The 23862-nt window shown below is 67.4% G+C and carries 17 protein-coding genes; 6 read left to right on the forward strand and 11 right to left on the reverse strand.

From position 1 onward, the window contains the following. Positions 1 to 10: 10 nt before the first annotated feature. The 7 genes from ACIPSE_RS14410 to ACIPSE_RS14440 form a co-directional block, all read right to left on the reverse strand. Complete coding sequence (locus ACIPSE_RS14410) at positions 11 to 643, reverse strand: DUF2637 domain-containing protein (RefSeq protein ID WP_401662103.1); 633 nt, start codon at positions 641 to 643, stop codon at positions 11 to 13. After that, positions 643 to 897 (reverse strand): hypothetical protein, encoded by a 255-nt coding sequence (locus ACIPSE_RS14415; RefSeq protein ID WP_401662105.1) that lies wholly within the window; start codon positions 895 to 897, stop codon positions 643 to 645. The genes ACIPSE_RS14410 and ACIPSE_RS14415 overlap by 1 nt, the downstream gene beginning before the upstream one ends. Before the next feature lie 81 nt (positions 898 to 978). Next, positions 979 to 2352 carry an FtsK/SpoIIIE domain-containing protein gene (locus tag ACIPSE_RS14420; RefSeq protein ID WP_401662107.1) on the reverse strand — a complete coding sequence of 458 codons (1374 nt, stop codon included), beginning with the start codon at positions 2350 to 2352 and terminating at the stop codon, positions 979 to 981. 5 nt (positions 2353 to 2357) lie between these two features. Continuing rightward, entirely contained in the window at positions 2358 to 2708 is a 351-nt protein-coding gene (locus ACIPSE_RS14425; protein ID WP_401662110.1) for a hypothetical protein, read from the reverse strand. Positions 2709 to 2833: 125 nt separating this feature from the next. Further along, positions 2834 to 3562: a GntR family transcriptional regulator gene (locus ACIPSE_RS14430; RefSeq protein WP_401662113.1), complete on the reverse strand. Its 729-nt coding sequence runs from the start codon at positions 3560 to 3562 to the stop codon at positions 2834 to 2836. A gap of 89 nt (positions 3563 to 3651) precedes the next feature. Continuing rightward, positions 3652 to 4089, reverse strand: coding sequence for an ATP-binding protein (locus tag ACIPSE_RS14435; RefSeq protein ID WP_401662116.1), 438 nt, complete (start codon positions 4087 to 4089; stop codon positions 3652 to 3654). Between the two features lie 277 nt (positions 4090 to 4366). Beyond that, a complete protein-coding gene (locus ACIPSE_RS14440) occupies positions 4367 to 5107 on the reverse strand; it encodes a GntR family transcriptional regulator (protein WP_401662119.1) in 741 nt (246 codons plus the stop codon). An 80-nt stretch (positions 5108 to 5187) separates the two neighbouring features. Here ACIPSE_RS14440 and ACIPSE_RS14445 point away from each other — a divergent pair, with 80 nt between their 5' ends. Together ACIPSE_RS14445 and ACIPSE_RS14450 are read left to right on the forward strand one after the other, a co-directional pair. Next, positions 5188 to 6285 (forward strand): DUF1152 domain-containing protein, encoded by a 1098-nt coding sequence (locus ACIPSE_RS14445; RefSeq protein ID WP_401662121.1) that lies wholly within the window; start codon positions 5188 to 5190, stop codon positions 6283 to 6285. Between the two features lie 327 nt (positions 6286 to 6612). Beyond that, entirely contained in the window at positions 6613 to 6831 is a 219-nt protein-coding gene (locus ACIPSE_RS14450; RefSeq protein WP_401662123.1) for a DUF397 domain-containing protein, read from the forward strand. Here the strand turns inward: ACIPSE_RS14450 and ACIPSE_RS14455 are convergent. Together ACIPSE_RS14455 and ACIPSE_RS14460 are read right to left on the reverse strand one after the other, a co-directional pair. Further along, the gene (locus ACIPSE_RS14455; protein WP_401662126.1) at positions 6803 to 8995 is read right to left on the reverse strand and encodes a tetratricopeptide repeat protein; all 2193 of its coding nucleotides are present in this window, start codon (positions 8993 to 8995) and stop codon (positions 6803 to 6805) included. The genes ACIPSE_RS14450 and ACIPSE_RS14455 overlap by 29 nt on opposite strands. Before the next feature lie 959 nt (positions 8996 to 9954). Next, complete coding sequence (locus tag ACIPSE_RS14460) at positions 9955 to 10668, reverse strand: hypothetical protein (protein ID WP_401662128.1); 714 nt, start codon at positions 10666 to 10668, stop codon at positions 9955 to 9957. Positions 10669 to 11014: 346 nt separating this feature from the next. Here ACIPSE_RS14460 and ACIPSE_RS14465 point away from each other — a divergent pair, with 346 nt between their 5' ends. The 3 genes from ACIPSE_RS14465 (at position 11015) to ACIPSE_RS14475 (ending at position 17070) form a co-directional block, all read left to right on the forward strand. Then, the gene (locus ACIPSE_RS14465) at positions 11015 to 11611 is read left to right on the forward strand and encodes a hypothetical protein (RefSeq protein ID WP_401662130.1); all 597 of its coding nucleotides are present in this window, start codon (positions 11015 to 11017) and stop codon (positions 11609 to 11611) included. Positions 11612 to 12131: 520 nt separating this feature from the next. Further along, positions 12132 to 12710 (forward strand): hypothetical protein, encoded by a 579-nt coding sequence (locus tag ACIPSE_RS14470; RefSeq protein WP_401662133.1) that lies wholly within the window; start codon positions 12132 to 12134, stop codon positions 12708 to 12710. Positions 12711 to 13902: 1192 nt separating this feature from the next. Next, a complete protein-coding gene (locus ACIPSE_RS14475; RefSeq protein WP_401663091.1) occupies positions 13903 to 17070 on the forward strand; it encodes an ATP-binding protein in 3168 nt (1055 codons plus the stop codon). 4 nt (positions 17071 to 17074) lie between these two features. Here the strand turns inward: ACIPSE_RS14475 and ACIPSE_RS14480 are convergent, their stop codons facing one another. Together ACIPSE_RS14480 and ACIPSE_RS14485 are read right to left on the reverse strand one after the other, a co-directional pair. After that, complete coding sequence (locus ACIPSE_RS14480) at positions 17075 to 17860, reverse strand: ABC transporter permease (RefSeq protein ID WP_401662136.1); 786 nt, start codon at positions 17858 to 17860, stop codon at positions 17075 to 17077. Beyond that, positions 17857 to 18855, reverse strand: coding sequence for an ATP-binding cassette domain-containing protein (locus tag ACIPSE_RS14485; protein ID WP_401662139.1), 999 nt, complete (start codon positions 18853 to 18855; stop codon positions 17857 to 17859). Before ACIPSE_RS14485 ends, ACIPSE_RS14480 begins: the two co-directional genes overlap by 4 nt. 955 nt (positions 18856 to 19810) lie before the next feature. On the opposite strand from ACIPSE_RS14485, the gene ACIPSE_RS14490 reads away from it, so the two are divergent. Continuing rightward, positions 19811 to 23797 carry an AAA family ATPase gene (locus tag ACIPSE_RS14490; protein ID WP_401662142.1) on the forward strand — a complete coding sequence of 1329 codons (3987 nt, stop codon included), beginning with the start codon at positions 19811 to 19813 and terminating at the stop codon, positions 23795 to 23797. Positions 23798 to 23862 lie beyond the last annotated feature (65 nt).

Genomic DNA, 23862 nt, shown 5'->3' on the forward strand with positions numbered 1-23862 from the left:
TCTCCTGAGATCAGCTGAGTTGGGTTGCGATGGCTTCGGCGAGCGGCAGTGGGACGCCGAGCCGGGCACGAAGTGTCGGAGTGTCGATGGGGGTTCCGGTCCGCGTTCGGTGGTCGTCGGCGACCTTGCGTGCGTGGGTGACGAGAGCAGGCGGCACGGGAGTCGCAGCGGGCGAAGGCGATGCCGTTGGCGTGAAGGGGGGATGAGGAACGGAAGGAGTCACCGTCGGAGCGCTGACCTGTTCCGGCTGGGGCTCTTCCTGCGCTGGCGCGGTGTCCGTCCCGGGGGTTCCGTGGACGAGCAGGGTTCCGCCGAGGAAGGCGACGGCCGGCCATCCGGCGACGAGGATGCGCAGCCAGGCCGGTACGGCGTCCAGGTCGAGCAGTCCGGCCGTGGCGATGTTGGCGCCGAGCGACGCCGTCAACGCCACGAGGAACCAGCACCAGGCGCCCGCCTTGGTCCCACCGGACCGGAGCCGCCGCCACGCGGCGACCAGGAGCAGATCCACGCTGATCGGATAGGCCCACGCCTTCCAGCCGTCCTGTCCGGCAGCGGCGGCGAGGTCGTGCAGGTGGGCGAACGACAGAGCAGCAGCGATCAGAGCTTGGACGAGTATGGCGTCCAAGCGGACAGGCAGCCGCATCACGGACCCTCGACCGTCACTCTGTCGGACAGGGCCGCGGCGTGCGCCTCCAAGACCCTGACGTACTCGGCGCAGGCCGCCGACAGCTCACGCGCAAACTGAAGGCGATCGGCGATCGGCACCCGGGCGAAGGCCGAAACCGCCAGGGAGTGCCCCTCACCGTCGAGCGTGAGAATCGGGGTTCGGTCCGTGCCGTACTGGTTGAGGCGGACCGTGGTGTTGCCGTCGGCGTAGAAGGCCATGGAGGCCGTCATGAGCGTTCCTCTCCGGTATAGGCATGGCGGGGGTAGGGACTTGGCGCGGTACGGCCGCGCCAGCCGTTGGATCGGTGGTGGCTACTCAGTCACGGGGAGCGGGGCAGGGAGCGTCCCGGAGTCGCCCGAGGACACGGGCCGCGCGTAAGGGCGGAACGGGGCGAGTGACGATACGTGCGGGGCGAGATCAGCCGTCTCGCGGCAGATGGCAGCAGCGTCGGCGAGGGACAGGTGCGGAGTACGCATCCGGGACCAGCCGCCGGAGGTGTCCCCCGCCACGGCCAGGCCGGGCGTCTCTGCGGCGATGGCGCAGGCCGCGTACACCGACTCAGGGGCAATGTCACCGAGCGCCATCTTCGCGGAGGCTTCGTCGTTGACTCGGTGGCACACGCGGCCGGTGAGCTGGGCCCGGAGCATGGTCGCCCCCTTGCCCAGTTCGGCGCCGAAGCGCTGCCCGCACACCTCCAGGTAGATTCCGGCGGCACGGCCGAGCTGGGCGAGACGGATGAGGTGAGTGACCATCTCGTCCCGCCGTTCCTCGTCCTTCCGCGAAGCAACGAGGAAGAGTTCGGCCACCTCGTCGATGAACATCACGATGGGGGCCGGGCGTTCGCCTTCCGGCAGGCCCCAGACGTCCGAGGTGATCAGTTCGTCCGGGGTTCCGGGCACGACGCCCTGTCGGGCCTTGATCAGGTCGTAGCGGTCCTCCATTTCCTGCACGAGTACGGGCAGCAGCTCGGCCGCCTGCGTCGGATCGGTCGCGAGCGCGGAGAGGCGGGGCGCGAAGGGCGCCAGCTCGACACCGCGCTTGCAGTCGATTCCGACCAGGACCACGGGCTGAGCGGCGAGACCGGTGAGCAGGTTCCGCAGGTACATGGACTTGCCGGACAGCGTGGCGCCGAGGACGAGTTCGTGAGGCACGGCGCGGTAGTCGCGTAAGAACGCTGTCGCGTCCTCCCGCAGTGCCACCGGGACCCTTAGGAAACCCCCGCGGGTGCGGCGAGGCATCCGGACCTTCCGCAGGACGTTGAAGCCGACCAAGCGCAGTTCGACGACGCCCGGCTTGACGTCCCGCACGTACACGGCGTGCACGCCCCAGGCATGGCGGAGGCGTTCGGCCGAGGCCGCGACATCTGCCGGTTCCTGGCCGGGGGCCAGGCGAAGGCGTATCCGCAGCCCGGTCGAGGTGGGGCGGATGAGGCCCCGGCGGGGCGGGACCGGCCGGATCTCGCGGCGAGTGGTCGCCCTGAGGGCCAGCGCCCGCCAACGGGGCGGTTCGACCGTGAGGCCGCACGCGTCCATGGTCGAGGAGTACGAGGCCAGGAACCGGACCACCGAGACGGGCAGGCCGATCGTGGACCAGTACGCCGCCGGGTGGGCGTGCCGGGCGTAGGCAGCGCCGCTCATCGCACCGAGGGCCCCGCCCAGCTCGGCCACCGTCGTCAGATCGGTCACGACGATCAGACCGCCTCAGCCAGCGGGAAGGCACCCGGGGCGAGGGCGGAGGCACGGTAGGCGATGCCGTGCCGCTGCTGGCCATTGAAGACGCTTTCCCAGGGCCGGGCGATCAGACCCGGAAGCGAGACGGGAGCGCCGACGTTCAGACCGTCCGTGACGCCGCTCTCCGGAACGGTGACCTGAATCAGGGACGACTCACCTTCGTCGATGAAGACGACGCCGACCGTCATCAGACCCTCACCGGTGATCGCGTCCTTGGCGATCTCGCCGGTCTGCCGGTCGCGCACCTTCGGCGCCGGCGCTTCGGTCAGGAGGATCGTCGCGGACGAGGTGTCGATACGGATGACACGCACAGAGATTTCTCCTTCAGGGAGTCGATCAACCTGTCACCTGACAGGTTGACTTAGCAAGTTCGAAGTTAGAGTTGACAAGTTGACTTGTCAAGTGAGCTTTGGCGGCAACTATCCCCGCATCGGGCTCAGTTCAAGCGGTAGGTGTCTTCAAGCTCCTGCCGATCAGCAGGAAGGAGCACGTCAGAGACTTGCAGCGCTCGCCCCGAAGCATCGCAGGCGATCACCAGAACGCTCAGCACGGGCACGCCGTCCGGCAGATCCAGCAGCTGCGCGATCTCAGCGTCAGGAAGTCGAGCCGACACCCGCTCCGTCACGTGGTCGAAGCGGACCTTCTTCCGCGCTTCGAGGTGCTCGCGCCCACTGCCGATCAGCGGCTCATCGACCGCCAACTGTGTCCCGTCGACCAGGTCGGCAGGGAAGTAGGAAGTAACCAACTCGACCGGTTCGCCATCCTCTTCGACAAGGAACCGCCGCACCAACGCCTTGGCCTGCTTGGGCAATCCAAGCGCCGACGCGACCCAGGCGGGAACCGACTCCTCACCGACATCGAGCAAGCGCCCCGACGTCATCGTCTCGTCGCGCTCCAGCGCTTCACGCCCCCGGCGATCCTTCTCGGCGACGACAGCCGGCCGACCGCGCACGATCGTGCCGAAGCCCTGTCGCGACTCCAGCCAGCCGTCCCGCTTGAGTAGTTCCAGCGCCCGCACGACGGTCGGACGGGACATCCCGAAGGACTGCACCAACTGGTTCTCACTCGGAACACGGGTGCCGGGCGCGTACGTGCCGTCCTCGATGCGACGCTGAATCGTCTGCGCGAGGCGCACGTACTTCGGTGGCTCCACTTCATACGCCATGAACGCCGCCCGTCGGGATTGGCCAAGTCAACTGGTCAACCAGACTAGCGACTGTCCGGCCGCAGGAGTAGACGAGGCTCAGGGCCCCCTCAGGACCGCCAGGCATCGGCCATCACGAAGGACACGACCGTACCGCCGTGGCGACTCGGGCCCGCGTGCCACGAGTCGGCAATGGAGTCGACCAGGAGGAGGCCGCGCCCGTGTGCGTCGCTGGCATCCGGCCGACGCATCCGCACGTTCGCCGGGAACCCAGGGTTGTGCACCTCCACACGGAGGGACCTCCCTTCACGGAACCACTCCACCCGTACGACCCAGGTGTCATCCGACCGCCCGTAAACAATCGCGTTCGTGACCAGTTCAGAGATCATCAGCGCGCAGTCGTCGATCGAGCAGGCAGGGTTGTACGGAGCGATGAACTTCCGGAACCAGCGCCGAGCCGTCGACACGGAGTCCGGAAGCGGGTGCAAGGTCATCGCGCCGAGGGAGTGCCGTTGAGGCCGGCCACGTTCATGGGTGCTGTCGCCCATCCGTGCTCACTCCTTGCCGGTGCCGTCGCAATCGAGGCACCGTCGCTTCGATGTGGCACGGGCACGGTCGTTGACGGCGGAGAGCGCCAGCGCGGTACGCGAGCTGACACGCTTCCAGCCACGTCCCCGGCATGCTCGGCAGGCTAAGTGCGCGCCCTGGTCCGGCCGCTGACTCGTCACGCCGTGCCCCCTTCCGAGTAAGTGGCCTTAGCCACTTACTGGATAGTGGCATTAGCCACTCGCGATGTGCAAGCGGTTCGGCGGAACTGCCGTGCCGTCAGGTGAGCGGGTAGCCCTGCTCGAACGCCCAGCGATGCGGCGGGTATGTGGCTTCGGCGAACTCCAACGGCCGGTCCTGAAGGTCGAAGACGACATGGTGGACGATCAACACCGCTGATTCAGAGGCCAACTTCAGATCCGCAGCCTCCTCGTCCGTTGCAGCACGGGCGCACATGCGGTCCTCGGCGTAGCTCCCTTGGCGACCCGTCATGTTCTCGACGTACATCAGGGTGCCTTCCTGAATCCGCTCAGGATCAAGGAGCTTCGGCGCCTTCTGACCGACATCGGGAGCGAACCACGAAGTCGACAGCGTGATGGGGCCGTCCTGGTTGTTCGTGATGCGCTGGCGGTGCACCGCTCGTCGATCCTTGGTCAGACCCAGCGCCTCAGCAACATGATCCGGAGCGTCCAGCCAGCCGGCCGACGTGATGACCGCGTATTCACCAGGGGTGTAGATCTTCCCCGTCTGGCGAGCACGCCCGTACAACTCCCGCGCCCGTCGGTTGACTTCGAGACTCCGCACGTACGTGCCGGACCCCTGCCGCTTCTCGACCAGGCCCTGATGACTCAGCGCCTCCAGCGAACGAGCCGCCGTCGGCCTGGACACCTTCCAGTCCGCGGCGAGCTGCCGTTCCGACGGCACCTCGTCACCAGGTCGCAGATCTCCCCGCAGGATCTGGTCCCGGATGAAGTGCGCGATCTGGAGATACTTCGGCTGAGCCTCCTCGATCTGAGGCATGCCCCCTCCTTGTCCAAGTGGCTATGGCCTCTAGCCACTATAGGGTGAGTGGCAAATGGTCGACCCCGTACGCTGTCGGCATGACGCGGTTGATCGTCGCAGCAGGAGGAGGGGGCGACGCTGTCGCCGCCGCAATGCTTGACGCCGCCCTGTACGGCGATGCGTCCCGAGCAGTCATCCTCACGTACGCGTGGGATCGCTTGCTCATCGACCCGGTACCGGGGCCCCGGGGCCCTCACGAGTTCACGGACCTGGAGCAACTCACCCCGTCCGTGTCTGTGGTGCCAGCCGAGGCCAGGCCAATCGCTCCAGCAGGCTCCACGCTCCCGCGACTCGCGGCAGAGCTCCCACACACGTTTGCACTGCTCGACCCGTACCGGGGCGTTGAAGGCGCCACGCGGCAACTCGAAGAGCTGATCCGCTGCTTGGAGCCCGAGTCCATCGACCTCTTGGACGTCGGCGGCGACATCCTGGCTCGTGGCGACGAGCCAACGCTGAAGAGCCCGCTTGCCGATGCTCTGACATTGGCAGCGTGCTGCCAGGTGAACGCCCCCATCCGCCTGTTGGTCGCCGGCCCCGGCCTGGACGGCGAACTCCCACTGGACGACTTGCGCGGACTGCTCGGCCCGGTCGTCCACCCTCTTACGGCGAAGGACACGGAGCCGGTCAGCACAGTCCTGGAGTGGCATCCGTCAGAAGCAACGGGGATGCTCGCGGCTACTGCACGAGGGGTACGCGGCACCTGCGAGGTACGGGACGCGGGACTCCCCGTGCCACTCACGGATGAAGGGCCGAAGGTCCATGAGGTCGACATGGACGAGGCGTTGAGCCGCAACCAGTTGGCCCGCGCGATCATGACGACAGCCACCCTGGACGAGGTCGAGGCCTACAGCCGCGAAATCTGCGGCTACTCGGAGATCGACTACGAGCGCAACAAGGCCACTTGGCTCAGCGAACAGCCGCTGGTGAAGCTGGACCCAGACGCAGTCCTGGCCGAGTTGGACACCTTCGAGGCCGAAGCCGGCAGCCGCGGAGTCACCCACACCACGTTCCGCCACCTCACCGAGGCCCTGAACCTCAACGGCAACCAGCGCCAGGACCTACGCGAGTTACTCATCAACAGCCGACCGGAGCAGTACGACGCACCCCTGTGGCGCATCACGACTCAACCTGCGTAACAACCTTCTTCACGGGTTCAAGGCGGCTCGCTCCGCTCCCCGCGCGCGGCACGGCCCCCGGCCGAGCCTGCGCTCCTGTCTCCGCCCCGCTCCAGCCCGGCCGGCGCCCGTGCCACGCTCATTAGTGGCCGAGGCGACCTGTTTTACCGGCCTCGTGGCGCCACTTGCAACCGGATCGATGCCCTTGACGAAGGACGCAAAAATAGCTTGACGAGCCCAAAATGTAGAGCGTGGGCCTTGCATTCTTCACAAGCTGGGGTCACCATGCTTGGCCTGTTGCAAAGGATAGACAGCGCTCGACCGCACAGGAGAATCAAGGGGAGAATAATGCAACCATCTATAACATGGAAAAAGAGTAGTTATTCTAGCGCTGCCGCTAGTGAATGCCTCGAAGCGGGGATGCGCACGGGCTCCGAAATCAAAATAATCTTTGTCCGAGACAGCAAGAAAACGCAGAGCCCTGTGCTGCAATTCGGAAAATTATGCTGGATAAACTTCCTCCAGATGGCCGAATCCCCTACAACTGGTGCAGTCTGCGCAGACTAGAGATCCTTGAGTCCAGGCTTACGACCCGTGAATGGCAGGGCCCAAGCGCTATCTGCAGGAGCTCTAATGCCTCAACCAGGCTTTCCGCGGCTCGACCGAACTGAGCTCTTTTTTCAAACAGGTCCCCAAGGGATATGAGCGTATCTATGGTACAGCTATGACTAGAGCCTAATTTCATTCGCTGCAGCCTCAATATGTCTTGCAGCTCCTCTTCGAGACCTGTAAGCGCCTCTTCCAAAATATCGAGTTCCGCCCGTCGTTGCCGCAGCGAAAGAATGGCAGGATGATCCGAGGAGAATGCCTGCCGCGCCAAAATTAGCGCTGCTTCATGTTGATCCCTCGCCTGCTCCAGGCGGCCTGCTCTTATTAGATAAAACAGCAGAGCACGGCGACTGGAGATAGTTAGGTGATGCGCCGACCCGAGAACCCGAGTGCGATCCTCAATGGTTCTGGTGAATTCAAGTATGGATTCTTCGATCCTGCCATTTGCCGCCAAAGTGTGCGCTAAGTTATGCCTCGTGTGCAATGAATCCGGATGCGCTGGCCCCAGGATAGTTGACTGAGTGGCCAGTATCTCCCTGAAATCTCCTTCACCCGCCTGAGAGTGGCTTCGCGTCCTCATCGCGTGCGCTATGCAATATCGAGCAGTCACGTTAACGACACTGTCTGACGGAAACAGGGAAACGTACCTCCTGACTCTTTCTACTAGGTCTTCTGACTTTGGATGCTCCGAAGCAATGGCCAGAGAAGATATAACGCGAGCTGTAACGTGTAGCAGACTGCTCGCAGATTCCTCCTCCTGACTAAGAGAGCTTTCTAGCATTTTCACAAGGTGCGGAACAAGATAAGTCCACGTTTCCCAAGTCTCAGGATCCTCCCTGTCGAGCTCAGCAACTAAGGATTCGAAACATGAAAGTAGGATTCGGTTAGAGTGGAGTATTTGTGACAGAGTGGCAGATTTTTCAAAAATCTCCGCCACTACAGGGTGTAGAGAAATCTGCACGCCACTGGCAGAGTTCACTGCCCGAACTCCTGCAGTCTGGAAGGTAGAAAGCCCAACCACGGCTAGGGCCGGTAACGTGGATGTGAGGAAAGTGCGTGGCAAAACACTCTTCCGAACCGCCGCCTGGAACATGAGAACAGGTATCGGATTAGGGGAAGAGAGCAGACTAAGCAAAAGTACAGTCTGCCTCGGCTCCGGTATTCCATAAGAAACTAGCAATTCAAGCGACAAGTCCCAGGTTTTACAAATATCCACTCTCCGACTTTGCGAAACACCGCTTTGGCCGGCCAAGAGTCCGATCATGTCGTTACCCAACTCTTGCAAGAACGCGCTGAAGGACTGTTCAGCGACGGATAGAGTTGACAGATAGCGACCAGCGTGGGTAAGAGCCAGCGGCAGTCCTCCTAATTCTGCCGATACCCTCTGGGCTAAATCATAGCTTCCAGCCGATGGAGCTAGCTCCAGAAGTAGCTTTCCTCCATCCTCCTTAGGCAGAGTCCCAATCTTGCGGATCCTGGAAATGGAACCCCACAGGGCGGGATCTTCGTTTCTGCTGGTTACGATTACTAGACCCTTCCTTGTTGACCTCAACCAGCCATTGCCGTCCCCCGGGGAACGGCCACCTGGCGCTAGCGCATTCAAATTATCCACGTTATCTAGAATTAATACCCATCCTTTTCTTTGATTCAGCCTAAACCAAAACACATCTGATGGATTGCGAATGCCTGAAATGCACTCTTGTATTTCGATGCTTGATGCACCTAGGTGTGCCGACAGCCCGAGCAGGGATGAAGCTAGGTCATTTTGCTGAGAATTTTCGATCCACCAGACCTGTCGACCTTCTTTGCTGGCTTCAATTGCCAACTTGAGTGCGATGGCCGATTTTCCAACTCCCCCCATCCCTGTCAGAACTTGTACTTTACCGTCGGGCCTCCTTATCGCGTCGCGCAACTGTTCGAGGATTGCGTCCCTTCCTTGAATTTTGATCTGGAGCCTTCCATTTGGAGGGCGGAGGGGAGCAGTCGGATTGGCGCCTGTAAGCCGCCTCCGTGATGCGTCTCTGCTAGATGAAGGGGTCTGCTGCAACTGCAGCCAAGCGACTAAAGCAGTGCTGACGGCTACAACGAATCCTCCGATTTCCGCAAATACATCGACGCTCATCTTCACAGAGTATGACTTCGCCGCTTGGGCGTCCAGACCGCGAAAGTGTGCCTGCTGTGGCTGGTGTGGTTAAAGCATTCATTTGATGCCAGGAAGGCCGTTGTGGACTTCAGGCGGCTCCAGTCCCTGGCCCCGCTGCCGCCCAGGCTATGCCTTCGACCATGCTCTTTCCTTATCGACATCGAGTAATCCAGTAAAAAAGGTACTCGTGTGTGATTCGATGTACGGGATACGCCAGATGTTCCAAGAGTAGCCCTTCGGCCTTACAAAAAGAATATTGAGAAAGTCATGATTGTGCCACCCCCAGGATGGCGCATAGGGCGCGATGGAGAGGGTGATATCGAGGTGATCTGTGTTTCGGGCCAGTGTGGCTGGGGGCTATTTTCTGGGCTGTCCCTTGACCTCGCACAACTTGCAGTAACCGGTCGCGACAGCAGGCCGCCAACCGCGTGCTATCCGCAGCAGGGGCACCGTTTGAGCGCAGCTTCGCACGACTGAATTCCTGGGGATCTTCCGCAAAGCCCGATGCAGCCCAAAACGAATTTTGGCAATCTCTGCCGCTGTCCTCACCCTGGAGCGGCAGTGGTGAAACGGTTTACGGCCTCAAGCTCTCGTCACCACTCGTCCGCCGCCGTGGCTCGCTTTGGTCGACAACATCGGTAGCGTGGCCGAGGCCCGCAGGGGGCTAAGCGAGACATACGCGTGCGTGGTTGGTCGGCGCACCCGCTGTCGTGGCTGACTGTCTTCGGCTGAGGTTCAGACAGCGCGCATGGAGGGTGCTGGCCGTCAGACGAGCGCGCCAAAGCTGGGCCGTCTCTGGGTCGTCCGAGGCTGCTCGACAGTGGCCAATGACGACCAACGGCGACGGCCAGGCGCCCGAACCCACCACCGCTTCTGAGCAGCGAAAACACAGATCGCCAAGATCTCCGGCAAGGCCCAGGGCAAGAAGACAGGCGACCTCACGCGTCTGGCTTACCGTGGGGGCCCGGGCTCCCCAAGGTCTTGGCGACAGAGTTGATTATCTGCTGGGTCGTCTCCAGGCCGTGGTGTGTCATCTCCTTGGTCTTGCCGATGGATCGGACCCGACGGTGCCGGTCCCCTGGCTTTTCTGGCGCCTTGAGGTCGAGTTCGTGCACGATTTCGTTGCGTGCAACGAAGAGGGGCTTTAGCTCGCCGATCCGCTTGCGCAACTTCGCATCTGTCACTCCCAGCGCGCCGGCAACCTTCTGGACCTGTTCTATCGACTGCAGCGATGAACCGGTCAGCTCGTACACATAGTCATCGATCAAGGCACCCCGCGGATCACCGCTCGTCAGGTACCTAGCCAGGTGCTTCGGAGCCTGCTCCTGGGCCAAGCGAGCTTCTGCATGTGCCTGAAACTTGGATGCAGACTCCTTGTTGACCGGCAACAGCGCAGCCAAGGTGTCTCGAATGAGTTGCTTCAGCGCCGAGTCAATGCCGGCTCCAGCGAACGTGAGCGCAGCGCGTAGTAGGTCTTCCTCGTTGGATGTCAGGCGCCCTCGTAGGTCGCCTCCTTCCTCTCGGCGCGCCAACCGAACGATCTCCAGGTTCGTCAGAACCGCTTCAACCGAGTCGTAGGCCGACGCCAGGAACCGTTGGGCCTTGTCGGTGTTGGGATGGAACCAAGCTGCGGACAAGCCGTCGAGATGCATGCTTGATCATACGAGCGCCGCCCTGCCTAGCGGCGGTGTTCGCGAACCGAGCCCAGCGGTAGGGCGTCGTGCCATTCGCATGCCAGATAAGGCGGGAAACCACGGGGACCAGCGGGGGACCACTCGCGGGCGCAACCTAAGCTCCAACGTGACTCCGCCGCAGGTCAGTGCACTGACTGCACCCAGAAGACCCAAGCTTCCCAAGCTGATAGCTCAACTGTGTGCAGATACGGGATGAGGCTGCGGCATCAGATACCTGGCACGCTACAGGGTACGGCCGTCTGGCGATCACCCGCTTACTTCACCATCATGAAGCCCTGCCGGTCGACACGAGGGGGATCAACCTGTGACCGACAACGTGCAGCAGCATGGCGGGCCGAACATGAACGCCGTAGACGACGCTGCCCGCGAGATGCTCCGCCAGAGCCGTCTCATCCAGAATGAGCGCTCTGATACAAGTGGACTTCTCTCGTGCTTCAACGAGCTAGCAGATCTAGTGGGCTGGGATCGTCGCGCGGACGCGCGAGATGCGCTCGCGCTGGCACGTCTTTGTAGGCACCTCGCTACGCTCATCCGCTCTGGCTCGTGGGCCATCTTGCGACATCGGGAGAAGTTGCCACCGGAGCGGCCGGCTCTGACGGAAGCGACGACCGCCGAAGAAGTCGGATACGCCTACCTAGGACTGCAAGCTTGCGGAGCGGTCGGTTGGGAGGCGAAAGCACTCGACGACGCCCTCTGGTGCGTGGTGAACAGCCAACTTGCCATTCCCGGTGCCTTCTGTACATCCCTGATCAACGACCTCGCGCGAGGAGTCCGTCAAGAGAGGAAGGGGGAGCTCGACCGAATCGTGCATGAAATCGCCCAACTCACGAGTCCAGTAACGTGCCTCAAGTCAACGCGCCTCAAGCCAACCCACCGCAAGCCCGGCTGGGGTCCCAGTTGAGTGCACCTTGCCCGGGGCCGCCTCCTCGGTAGCCATCACAACCGGCCAACTCGCCTCCGCGATATGACCACCTGACCGGGAGTTCTGGACTCAGGTCGCGTACTGCCTTCGTCCTCAGATGCAGGGAACAGCCGCGGTCAACACCGTTACCCGACAGGACTGGTTGCACAGCGAGGTGTACGAGGGGCCCCTACCCGTGGCCTGCGGGCCGGCGCTGACTGCCACAACCCGCGGGGCCGGAGGACGGTCACCGTCTCACTTTCCGTCTCATTCATCAGCATTCACGGCCGTTCAGGTGGGACTACGAACCCGGTGGCACACGAGAGGTAGCCATTTGTGAACGCAGGTGAACGCCCCCGAACCCGACATGAGAGGCCACCATCACAGTTGGAAAGCGTGCACTGCTCGGCCGTCAAGCCAGTCACGCTCTGAGGCAGGCGGGGCGCAATTCGGCAGTCGTGCGCACGTGCGCCCGTGATGCGCCCCATCGTCACTCGCTAGCTTGCCTCGTCTGCCACGGATGGCAGCACCAGAGCACTTGTCAGGAGCTGTGATGGTTCAAGCCGATCAGGACGCGTGGGCAAGTCACCTGGCGGAATATTCCGCACTCAGAAGCGAGATAAATACCAGAATTAGCTTGCAGCATCAAGTGCTGGCCCTCCACATGACCGCCGTTAGTGTTGTGCTATCCGTGGCATTGTCTGGGAAATCTCGATGGCCAGTCCTGTTGGTGATCCCTTTTATTGCGTACACATCAAGCGAGATCCTGGCGTCGCTCTTCCGTACAGTGGAAGGAATAGCAAAATACATAGACGAGGAACTTAACCCTAAGGTTCCTGGTGGTTTAGGCTGGGAGTCGTGGCTGGTTCATCAGAAACCAACCAGCGAAGTGCAAAAAATGACACACCCGTATTATTTACTTTTTCCTGGGATATCCATCATTTCACTGCTGTCCGTCTTTTCTATCGTGTGGGGCGGTCGAGTAGGCGGCCATCAACCCAACGTATCCTTCTGGATGGTAATATCTGCCTGGCCATTCGCAGCCGTCTTCACCGTGCTGTCCTTCAAAGCAATCCGACGGCTACGCGCACCCTTTTGAAACTGTTGCTGTGTCGTCTACCTCTCAGGGCGACCGCACAACTACCGCACCAGATCGAGCGGGGAAACACGGTGAAAGCTACTCAGGCCAAACAGGCCACTGGGCGGCCGTCAGCCCAGGTCAGAGCCCGAACCGCCTCCGAATGCCCACGGCTTCCCAAGCTGAGCGCACAGTGCCAGCCTTGGCCGACAGGTGTTCTTGGGCGGCTAGACCCTTCCATTAGCACTGCTGCGAGTGCTGTTCGTCGACATGGATAGCACGCTACCCGTTCTAGTTGCGGTTCTGGGCACGCTGCTTGGTTCAGCTGTGACGTACCTTTTCCAGCTCAAGTCATCGAAACAAGCGGAGGTCCACGCCCATCAGCGACAGTTGAGGTCAGATCGCATGGCGATCTATAGTGAGTTTGCCGGAGCAGTAACCGAATTCAGGAGATGCCAGTACAGTCGGTGGCACAGCGATCACGGATCTCCTGATGGCGGGGGCTCTCAAGCAGTCCTAGAAGCTCGTCGGGCCAGGGGTATCGCTCAGCACGTCGGATTTCGAGTTCAACTCATAGCCAGTAAACCAGCGCTGATCGAGTCGGCTCGTTGCGCGCTGGAAGCCACGGCCGCCATGCATCGTGCAGCAAGCGCCGAGCAGCTTCGTGCCAAGGACGCTGAGGCCACAAGTTCGCTGGAGCACTTCATCGTGCTCGCCTCTGGCGACGTGAGGTAGGGGCTAATCGGGCATCCTAGTCCTACGTGCTTGTTGAGCCGTCCGATAGACCGCTTGGCAGCGGCTGACGACGATCGCTAGGCAGAGGGTGACTGGAACTCGTGTCACGCCGATTGTGTGCGTGTCTAACTGCGTGACAACGCCGACGCACAACGGCGGACGGGCACGGACGCCTACGGACCATCACCGCAGGTGACAGGTAGAGCAGCCCAAGGCAGAGCCCTCACCAAAGTTGCTTCGGGACGAAGAGGTCGTGGGTTCAGATCCCGCCACCCCGACAGTTGAAACAGCAGGTGAGGCTCCTACCGGGTTCGGTGGGGGCCTTTCCTGTTTCTGTGTGTGCAGGTATGCGTGACCGGTGGTTCGGGGCCTGCTCGGAGGGGGCGTGGGGGTGTGTATCGCGTCGCCTGTCATGTCCCCGCTGGCTACGCTGCACGGCGTGACCCTCGTTGAATCTTCCGTGGCCCCTGAGGCGCCCGTGCTCGTGCTGCTGCCTCGTGTGGCTGTTCGTGGGCAGGAGGTCACCGCGCCTCGGTTGCGGGGGCTGCTCGCTCTGCTTGCCGGGGAGTTGCGGGGTGGGTGCAGTACGGGGCGGCTGGTGGAGGGGCTGTGGGGGGACGAACTGCCCGAGCGGCCGGGGAAAGCCGTGCAGGTGCTCGTGTCCCGGTTGCGGGGGATCGTGGGGGACGGGGTCGTCGTCAGTACCGCGACCGGGTACCGGCTCCAGCTGAGTGATGAGCAGGTCGACAGCTCCGCGATCGTGTCGAGGTACGCGCGCGCTCTTGAGCTGGGGCGGGGCGGGGATCATCGCGGGGCGCTCGCCGAGGCCGAGGCCGGGCTGGGGTTGTGGGACGGGGGGTCGGGAGGGGGCGTCGGGGAGGAGTTGCATGATCCGGTCGCCGCGCTGAGGGCCGAGCGGGCGAAGACGCGGCGGGCGCTGGTGCGGGTGCGGGCGTTGTCGCTGGCCCGGGTCGGGCGGGGGGAGGAAGCGGTCGCGCCGCTCGTCGAGCTGGCCAAGCGGGCGCCCCGGGACGAGGAGGTGCTCGTCGCGCTGCTGCGGTGCGAGGCCGGGACGGCCGGACGGGCCGCGGCGCTCAGCCGTTACGACTCCTACCGGCGGCGGGTGCGCGATGAGCTGGGGGCCGAGCCGGGGCCCGAAGTGCGGCAGGTCTATCAGGAGTTGCTCCGGGACGACGCTCCGCTGGTGCGGCACGGGGTGCCCCATGAGGTGAATCCGCTGCTCGGGCGGGACGCGGATGTCGTCGCCGTCTCCTCGTTGCTGAGGAGCTCGCGGGTCGTGACCGTCGTCGGGCCCGGCGGGCTGGGGAAGACGCGGCTGTCGCATGCCGTGAGCCGGGCCGCGAAGGAACCGCTCGTGCACTTCGTCGCGTTGACCGGTGTCACGCAGGACGAGGCCGTGGCGCGGGAGGTGGCCTCGGCGGTCGGCGCGGCCGGGGAGGACGCCGTCGGCGGGATCGCCGCGGCGCTCGGCGGCGGGCCCGCGCTGCTGGTGCTCGACAACTGCGAGCAGGTCGTCGGGGGTGCCGCCGACCTCGTGCAGGCGTTGGTGGCGCGGGCCAGGGACGTGCGGGTACTGGCCACCAGCCGGGCTCCGCTCGGGCTGTCCTTCGAATCCGTCTACGCGCTGCCGGAGTTGTCGCCGGACAGTTCGGTCGAGCTGTTCGAGCAGCGGGCGCGGGCCGCCCGTCCCGGGGTCGAGCTGCCGCGCGAGCAAGTCAGCGCCATCTGCGCGCAGTTGGACGGGCTTCCGCTCGCCGTGGAGCTGGCCGCGGCCCGGGTGCGGGTGCTGTCCGTCGCCGACATCGGGCGGCGGCTCTCCGACCGGTTCGCGCTGCTGCGGGGCGGTGCGCGGGACGCGCCGGAGCGGCATCGCACGCTGCGGGCCGTCGTGGAGTGGAGCTGGAACCTGCTGGAGCCGGAAGGGCGGGCCGCGCTGCGGGCGTTGTCCGTCTTCCCTGGCGGGTTCGACGTCGCCGCGGCCGAGTTCCTGCTCGCCGGCCCGCTCGACGGCCCGCTCGACGGCTCCCCCGACAGCTCCCCCGACGACTCCCTCGACGCGCTGGAGTTGGTGGAGCAGCTCGCCGGGCAGTCGCTGGTCAAGGCGGACGACACTCCCGCCGGGGTGCGGTTCCACATGCTGGAGACCCTGCGGGAGTTCAGCGCCGGGCAGCGTGCCGAGGCCGGTGAGGAGGAAGCGGTCACCGGCCGATTCATGGACTGGGCGCGGGAGTTCGGGCGCGGGCACCATGACGTGCTGTTCGGGCGGGATCCCGTGCCGTCCTGGCTGCGCATCCGGGCCGAGCGGGACAACCTCGTGCTCGCGCTGCGGGTCGCCCAGGAGCGCGGCGACCTGCCGGCGCTGGCCGCCCTGACCGCCGTACTGGCCTCCTTGTGGGCCACCGACACCGAGTTCGGGCGGCTCGCGGCGCTCGCGCGGGAGACCGGTGAGCCGTTGTCGCGGTTCCGGCCCGGGCCCGAGGACGTCGAGCCGGCGCGCAGTGCGGCGGCGGTGTGCGCGGCGAGCCTCTTCATGGCCCACGGGCCGCACGCCATACGGCAGTTCGCCACCCTGCGCAGGCTGCCGCCCGCCGCGCCGGACACCCTGATGCGGGCGGTGTCGATCGTGCTGTGCGCGATCCCGGAGATACGGCCGCCCCAGTACGCGCGGCTGACCGAGCTCTGCGAGGCGCGCGAGCCGCTGCTGGCCGGCACGGCGGCCTGTGTCGCCAGCTATGTGTGGGAGGCGCGGCACGACACCGAGCGGGCCCTGGAGTACGCCCGGCGGATGCTCGGCACGCTGGTGCCGCTGGGCAATCCGCCGATGCTGCTGCTCACCCACGGCCGGATCAGCGAGCTGTGCCTTCAGTCCGAGCGCGCGGAGGAGGCGTACGAGCATCTGCGCGCGGCGCTCGACGCGCTGGACGAGTACGGCGACTGGTCGGACTCGATCGGTGTGCGCTGGGGGCTGGTGCTGGCCTCGCTCCAGCGCGGGGAGTTCGACGAGGCGGAGTACTGGCTGGAGCTGGCCGCCCTGGAGACGCCGTCGGAGTCGTCGCAGGTGTTCACCCCTGATCTGCCGGCCCGCGCGGAGATCGCGCTGGCCCGGGGGCTGACCGAGGTCGGACTCGGGGTGTGGCGGCGGGCGGTGGAGCAGATCGGCAGGGAACGCGCCCGGCACACCGACGACCCGTTCGTCGAGTCGTGGGAGCTCCAGGTGCAGGCGGCGACGGTCGCCTCGCACGCCCAGCACGGGCGCCTGGAGCCGGTCGCCGGGCTCGCCGCGCGGCTGCGGGAGCGGCTGCTGGCCAAGCTGTCCGGCGCGGGCGACGACGACTCCCCGGTGGATGTCCCGGTGTACGGCACGGTCCTGCTCGCGCTGGGCTTCGCCGGGATCGCCCGGGGCGACCGGGGTGCCGTACGGCTGGTCGCGCTCGCCGAACGGATGCCGGTGATCCGGGAGTTCCCGACGCTCACCTCGGCGCGTTCGCGCGCCGCGGCCGAGGACGCCGACGGGGCGGCGTACGCCGAGGCGAGATCGGCGTACGCCGCCCTGGGGCGGGAGGAGCTGCGGGCGGCGGCGCTGCGCGAGCTCACCGCCGGGCCGCACCCGAGTCCCGTTCTCTGAGGCCTCACTTCTGCTGTTCGGTCTCGAACCGGGCCTTGGACCAGAGGTATCCGGTGACCGCCAGCGCCAGGCACCAGGCGACGGCGATCCAGCCGCGGTCGCCGATCTCGCTGCCCATCAGCAGTCCGCGCAGGGTCTCGATGGCCGGAGAGAAGGGCTGGTACTCGGCGAACCAGCGGAAGCCGTCCGGCATGGCGTCCACCGGGACGAACGCGCTCGACAGGAGCGGCAGCAGGGTCAGCGGCATGCCCAGGTTGCTGGCCCCCTCGGGGTTGGGGCTCACCAGGCCGATGCCGACGGCGATCCAGGTCAGGGCGAGGCTGACCAGCGTCATCAGTCCGGCCGCCGCGAGCCACTCCAGCGGTGAGGCGTCGGGGCGGAAGCCGATGGCGACCCCGATGCCGAGGATCACCACGAGCGCCACCAGCGTCTGGATCACGCTGCCGATCACATGGCCCGTGAGGACGGAGGCCCGGGAGATCGCCATGGTGCGGAAGCGGGCGATGATCCCCTCGGTCATGTCGGAGCACACCGACACCGCGGTGCCGAGCGAGGTCATGCCGACGGTCATCAGCAGGATGCCGGGGACGATGTAGGCGACGTACGCGGAGCGGTCCGCGCCGCCGCCGGTGAGGCCGGCGCTCATCACGTCGCCGAAGACGTAGACGAAGAGCAGCAGCAGCATGACCGGCGTGAGCAGGAGGTTCAGGGTGAGGGAGGGGTAGCGGCGGGCGTGCAGCAGGCTGCGCCGCAGCATCGTCAGGTTGTCCTGGAGGGCGGTGGCGTTCATCGGGCGGACTCCTTCTCGGAGGACGTGGCGGTGGTCGCGGGGCTGGTGGCGGTGGTCGCGGGGCTCGCGGTCAGGGCGAAGAACACGTCGTCCAGGTCCGGGGTGTGCACGGACAGCTCGTCCGCCTCGATCCCGGCCGTGTCGAGCCAGTCGAGTACGGCCCGCAGCTCGCGCTGGCTGCCGTCGCTGGGGATCTGGAGGGTGAGGGACTCGTCGTCGCGGGTCACCTCGCGCAGGGCGGTCGCCGCGCTCTCGTAGGCCCCGGGGTCGGAGAAGCGGAGGCGGACGTGGCCACCGGGGACGAGGCGCTTGAGTTCCTCGGCGCTCCCCTCGGCGACGAGCCTGCCGCCGTTCAGGACCGCGATCCGGTCGGCGAGCTGGTCGGCCTCCTCCAGGTACTGGGTGGTGAGGAAGACGGTCGTCCCGCCGGAGACCAGTTCGCGGATGATCTGCCACATGGTGTGACGGCTGCGCGGGTCCAGGCCGGTCGTCGGCTCGTCGAGGAAGATGATCCGGGGGGCGCCGACGAGGGTCATGGCGATGTCCAGGCGGCGCTTCATGCCGCCCGAGTAGGTGGACGCGGGCTTCTTCGCCGCCTCGACCAGGTCGAAGCGGTCCAGCAGCTCGGCGGCGACCCGCCTGCCCTCCGCCTTCGGCAGATGGTGCAGGTCCGCCATCAGCAGCATGTTCTCCTCGCCGGTGATCAGACCGTCCACCGCCGAGAACTGGCCGGTGACGCCGATCGCGGCCCGTACGGCCTGGGCCTCGGCCCTGAGGTCGTGGCCGGCGATCCGCGCGTGGCCCGCGTCCGCGGAGACCAGCGTGGACAGGATGTTCACCGCCGTGGTCTTGCCCGCTCCGTTGGGGCCGAGCAGGGAGAAGACGGTGCCGGCCGGTACCTGGAAGTCGATGCCGTCGAGGACGGTCTTGTCCCCGTAGGACTTGCGCAGCCCGTGGGCCTCGATCGCGAGTTCTCGTTCGGATGTCGTCGTCATGGGCAGTACGGTGCGGGCGCCCGCCTTCAGAACGGCTTCAACCCGGTTTCAGCCCACGGGGACGGGAGAGCCGCCCTGAAACCGAGGCGGCCGGGGACGAACCCGGGGCGGTGGGAGGGGCGGGTGACGGGCATGGCCGCCGGGCGCGGAGCCAGGGGGGCGAGTGACGGGCGCGCTCGCCGAGCGAGGCACGGAGCCGGGGGCCAGAAGCCGGGTGAGGGGCACGACTGCCTGGCGGCGCAGGGCAGCCGCGGGCGATCAGCCGCTGCCGCGGCGGGCGACGGACGGGGCAGGCTTCCAACGGGAGGAGGAGGCCAGCCGAGAGGCCGGAAACGGAAAGCCGAGGGCCGGAGGAAGACAGTCGGCAGTGGGAATCCGAGGGCCGGAGACAGGAACCCAGGAGCCGGGGCCGATGGACAGAAGCCGAGGCCGATGGACAGAAGCCGAGGCCGATGGACAGAAGCCGAGGCCGATGGACAGAGGCCGAAGGCGCGAGGCCGGGGGCTGGAAGCCGGGGGACGGGAATCTCAGGGGCGCTCGTGGTCGTGCGCGGCGCCGCGCACCCTCGACCCGCCCCGGCGGCCAACCGCGGCACGATCCGAACGTGGGGTCCTGCCCCGACCCTGCCCGCCCCTGCCCCGACCCTGCCCGCCCCGCGACCGCCCTGCGTCAGCCGTGTGCCAGTCGTGCGTGAGTCCTGCATGAGTCCCGCGACCGCCCCGCGTCAGTCCCGCGTCGGCCCGGGCCCCGGCCCGTTCCGGCGCCGGTCCCTCCCCTCGTGGGGACCGGTGCCGGATGGTGTGGGCGGTGGCGGTGGCGCGGTGGCCATGGGGCGTGATCCTGCCAGCCGGGTCGTCCGGCGAGGAGATCCGATGGTCATCCGGAGGGTGAAACCGCAGGTCAGGCATATAAGGTGAGTTTTCCGGTCCGGATGTCCAGGCGGCGGAAGTGAGGGGTGGGGGCCTTGGGTCAGGGCTCGGGGACGGCACGTACGGCCTTCGCGGAACGGCTCGCGCTGCTGTACAAGGAGGCTGGCAATCCGCCGCTGAAGAGCGTGTCCGAGGCGGTCGTACGGCTTCAGCGGGTCGACGAGCGCGGGCGTCCGGTGCGGGTGTCCGCGCAGCGCATCAGCGACTGGCGGCGGGCCCGGAACGTGCCCGCCCAGTTCGCCGCCCTCGCCGCCGTCCTCCAGGTGCTCGTTCCCGCGGCCCGGCGCGCGCGGCCGACTCCCGTGGCGGCGGGGCTGTACGACCTCGGCCGCTGGCAGCGGCTGTGGGAGCGGGCCGTGGCCGATCCGGCCGGGGAGGAGGCGGAGCAGACCGCCGTCGAGGAGTCCGTGGTCGCCGGGGTCTGCCCCTACCGGGGGCTGGCGTCCTACCGGCAGGAGGACGCCCGCTGGTTCTTCGGCCGGGAGCGCAGCACCCGGGACCTGGCGCGCCGGCTGGAGGCCGGCGACGAAGGCGACGGCGGCGGCGACGGCCTGGTGATGCTGGTCGGGGCCTCGGGCGCGGGGAAGTCCTCGCTGCTCAACGCCGGGCTGGTGCCGGCGCTGCGGCGGGCCGGGCGGACCGTGGTGCAGCTCGTCCCGGGCGCCGATCCGGTCAAGGAGCTGAGCCGGCACATACCCGGGCTCACGGACCTGGTCGCGGAGGCCGCGGATCTCGCCGCCCTCGCGGACGGCGATCCCGGGCGGGACGACGCCGTACGGGCCGCGTTCTCCGCCTGGGCCGGTCCCGGGCCCGCCGCCACGGGAGTCGGCCGCCCCGTGCTGCTGGTCGACCAGTTCGAGGAGACCTTCACCCTCTCCGCCGAGGAGACCACCCGCCGCGCCTTCGTCCGGCTGCTGCACGCCGCGAGCACGTCCTCTTCCTCCGGGGACCCGGCACCCGCGCTGGTGGTGCTCGGGGTGCGCGCCGACTTCTACGAGCAGTGCCTCGCCCACCCGGAGCTGGCGGACGCCCTCCAGCACCGGCACATGGTGCTCGGACCGCTCACGGCGGCGGAGCTGCGCGAGGCGGTGACCGGTCCGGCCAGGGCCGTCGGCCTCGAACTGGAGCCGGGGCTCGCGGAGCTGATCGTGCGGGAGGTCGGCGGCGACGGCTCGCGCGGGGGGCACGACGCGGGCGCGCTGCCGCTGCTGTCGCACGCGCTGCTGTCCACCTGGCAGCGGCGCAGGGCCGGACGGCTCACCCTGGCCGGCTACCGGGCGGCGGGCGGCATCCAGGGCGCGGTGGCGGCCACCGCCGAGCAGGCCTGGTCGGAGCTGGACCCGGCCGCACGGGACGCGGCACGGCGGCTGCTGCTCAGGCTGGTCCGGCTGGGCGAGGACACCCAGGCGACCCGGCGGCGCGGGACGCGGCGCCTGCTCGCCGAGGAGTCGGCGGACCCGGGCAAGACGGAGGAGTCCCTGGAGGCGCTGGTGCGCGCCCGGCTGGTGACCCTGGACGCGGAGACCGTGGAGATCACCCACGAGGCGCTGCTGCACGCCTGGCCCCGGCTGCGGGACTGGATCGACGAGGGGCGCGGCGACCATCTGCTGCGCCAGCGCCTGGAGGAGGACGGCCGCTCCTGGCAGGAGTCCGGCCGGGACACCGCGCTGCTGTACCGGGGCTCGCGCCTCGACCAGGCCGGGACCTGGGCGGCCTCCGCCGCGGACACCGTGCTGACCCGGGGCGCCGTGGAGTTCCTGGCGGCCTCGGCCCGGCTGCGCAGGCGCACCACCTGGGTACGGCGGGCCGCCGTCTCGACGCTGGTCGTGCTGGCGATGCTGGCCGTGGGCGCGGCCTGGATCGCCCGCGAGCAGCGCAACGACGCCGTGTTCGAGCAGGTGGCCGCCGAGACGGACCGCTTCCAGTACACGGACCCCTCGCTCTCCGCCCAGCTCGCTCTGGTGGCGCACCGGCTGCGCCCGGACGACGAGGCCACGGACAACCGGCTCACCTCGATCGTCAACACCCCGCTGGCGACCTCGCTGCTGGGCCACACCGGGGCGGTCTACCTGACCGGTTTCAGCCCGGACGGCCGGACCCTGGCCACCGCGAGCTACGACCGCACGGTGCGGCTGTGGGACGTGTCCGACCCCTCCCGTCCCCAGGCCCTGGGCAAGCCCCTCACCGGCCATACGAGCTGGGTGAGCAGCGCCGTCTTCAGCCCCGACGGCACCACCCTGGCCAGTGCGGGCGACGACGGCACGATCCGGCTGTGGGACGTGCGGGACCCGGCCGCGCCGAAGCCCGTCGGCGCGCCCGTGACCAGCGGCCACGGCACGGTGTACCTGCTCGCGTTCGGCCCGGACGGCAGAACGCTGGCGTCGGTCGGCGAGGACGAGACCGTCCGGCTGTGGAGCGTGTCCGGCCGGTCCCGCCCCCGGGCCCTCGGCAAGCCCCTCACCGGGCACACCGCGCCCGTACGGGCCGTCGCGTTCAGCCCCGACGGGCGGACGCTGGCCACCGGCGGGGACGACGACGGGGTGCGGCTGTGGAACACCGCCGACCCGCGCCGGCCGGTGCCGCTGGGCCGGGTCCTGAGGGGGCACACGGCCACCGTGCACTCGCTGGCGTTCAGCCCGGACGGCCGGACCCTGGCGAGCGGCAGTTCCGACACCACGGTGCGGCTGTGGGACACCTCCGACCCCGGCCGGGCGTCCGCGGTGGGGGCGCCGCTGACCGGGCACACCGGGCCGGTGTGGTCGGTGGCGTTCGCCCCCGACGGCGGGACGCTGGCTGTGGCCAGCGCGGACAGCACGGCGAGCCTGTGGAACGTGGCCGACCCGGCGTACGCGTCGCAGGTCGGGGAGCCGCTCGCGGGCGCGAGCGGGGAGATGTTCGCGCTGGCGTTCAGCCCGGACGGCGGGACCCTGGCGACCGGCAGCGGGGACGGCGAGGTCCGGCTGTGGTCGGTGGCGGGGTCCGACATGGCCGGCCGCAAGGGCGCGTTCCGCCCGGACGGGAAGGTGCTGGCCACGGCCGCGCAGGGCGGCCGGGTGCGGCTGTGGAACGTGGCGGACCCCGACCGGCCCGTGGCGCTGAGCGCCCCGTTCATGGAGGCCGACGGCGGCAACCGCGCGCTGGCGTTCTCGCCGGACGGCCGCACCCTCGCGATCGTGGCCGGCAATCAGGCGCTGTACCTGTGGGACGTCGGCGATCCCGCGCACCCGGTGCGCCACCGCCCGCCCGTCGCCCTGCGCACCCGGTACACGGACGCGCTGGCCTACAGCCCGGACGGCCGGACGCTGGCCACCGTCTACGACGACCACACCGTCCAGCTGTGGGACGTGACCGACCCGGCGCGGCCCGCGCCGTACGCCGAGCGGCTCACCGGGCACAAGGGGTACGTCCTCGCGCTCGTCTTCAGCCCGGACGGCCGGACGCTGGCGAGCGGCGGCGCGGACGGCACGGTCCGGCTGTGGGACACCGCCGACCCGGCCCGCCCGGGGCGTCTCGGCGACGTGCTGCTGGACCATCACGGCACCGTCAGCGACCTCGTGTTCAGCCCGGACGGCTCGACGCTGGCCAGCGCGGGCGACGACGACAAGGTGCGGCTGTGGGACGTCACCGATCCCGCGGCGGCGCGGCTGCTGGGCTCGCCGCTGACCGGGCACACGGAGGCGATCGTGTCGCTGTCGTACAGCGAGGACGGCCGGACCCTGGCGAGCGGCGGCAACGACAACACCGTGCGGCTGTGGAACGTCTCCGACCCCGCCGACGCCTCCCCCATCGGCCAGTCGATGAGTCCGGGGGCCCGCACCGGCGAGTTCCTGTCGTTCAGCCCGCACGGGCAAACGCTCGGCGTCTCCAGCGGCGCCGGCACCATCCGGCTGTGGAACCTGGACGTGGACCGGGCCGTCCGGCACATCTGCGCGGCGACCCGGGGCGTGCTGACCGAGGAGAAGTGGCACGAGTACCTGCCGAGGCTGTCCTACGAACCGCCCTGCGAGACGTAGGACAAACCGGCACCCCCTCCCGTCCGGACGGCGACCTTGTTAGGGTTGGCCGCAGCCCGGTCGCT

It is taken from the genome of Streptomyces sp. NPDC090106 (assembly GCF_044747265.1).
In the GTDB taxonomy this organism is placed as follows: Bacteria; Actinomycetota; Actinomycetes; order Streptomycetales; family Streptomycetaceae; genus Streptomyces.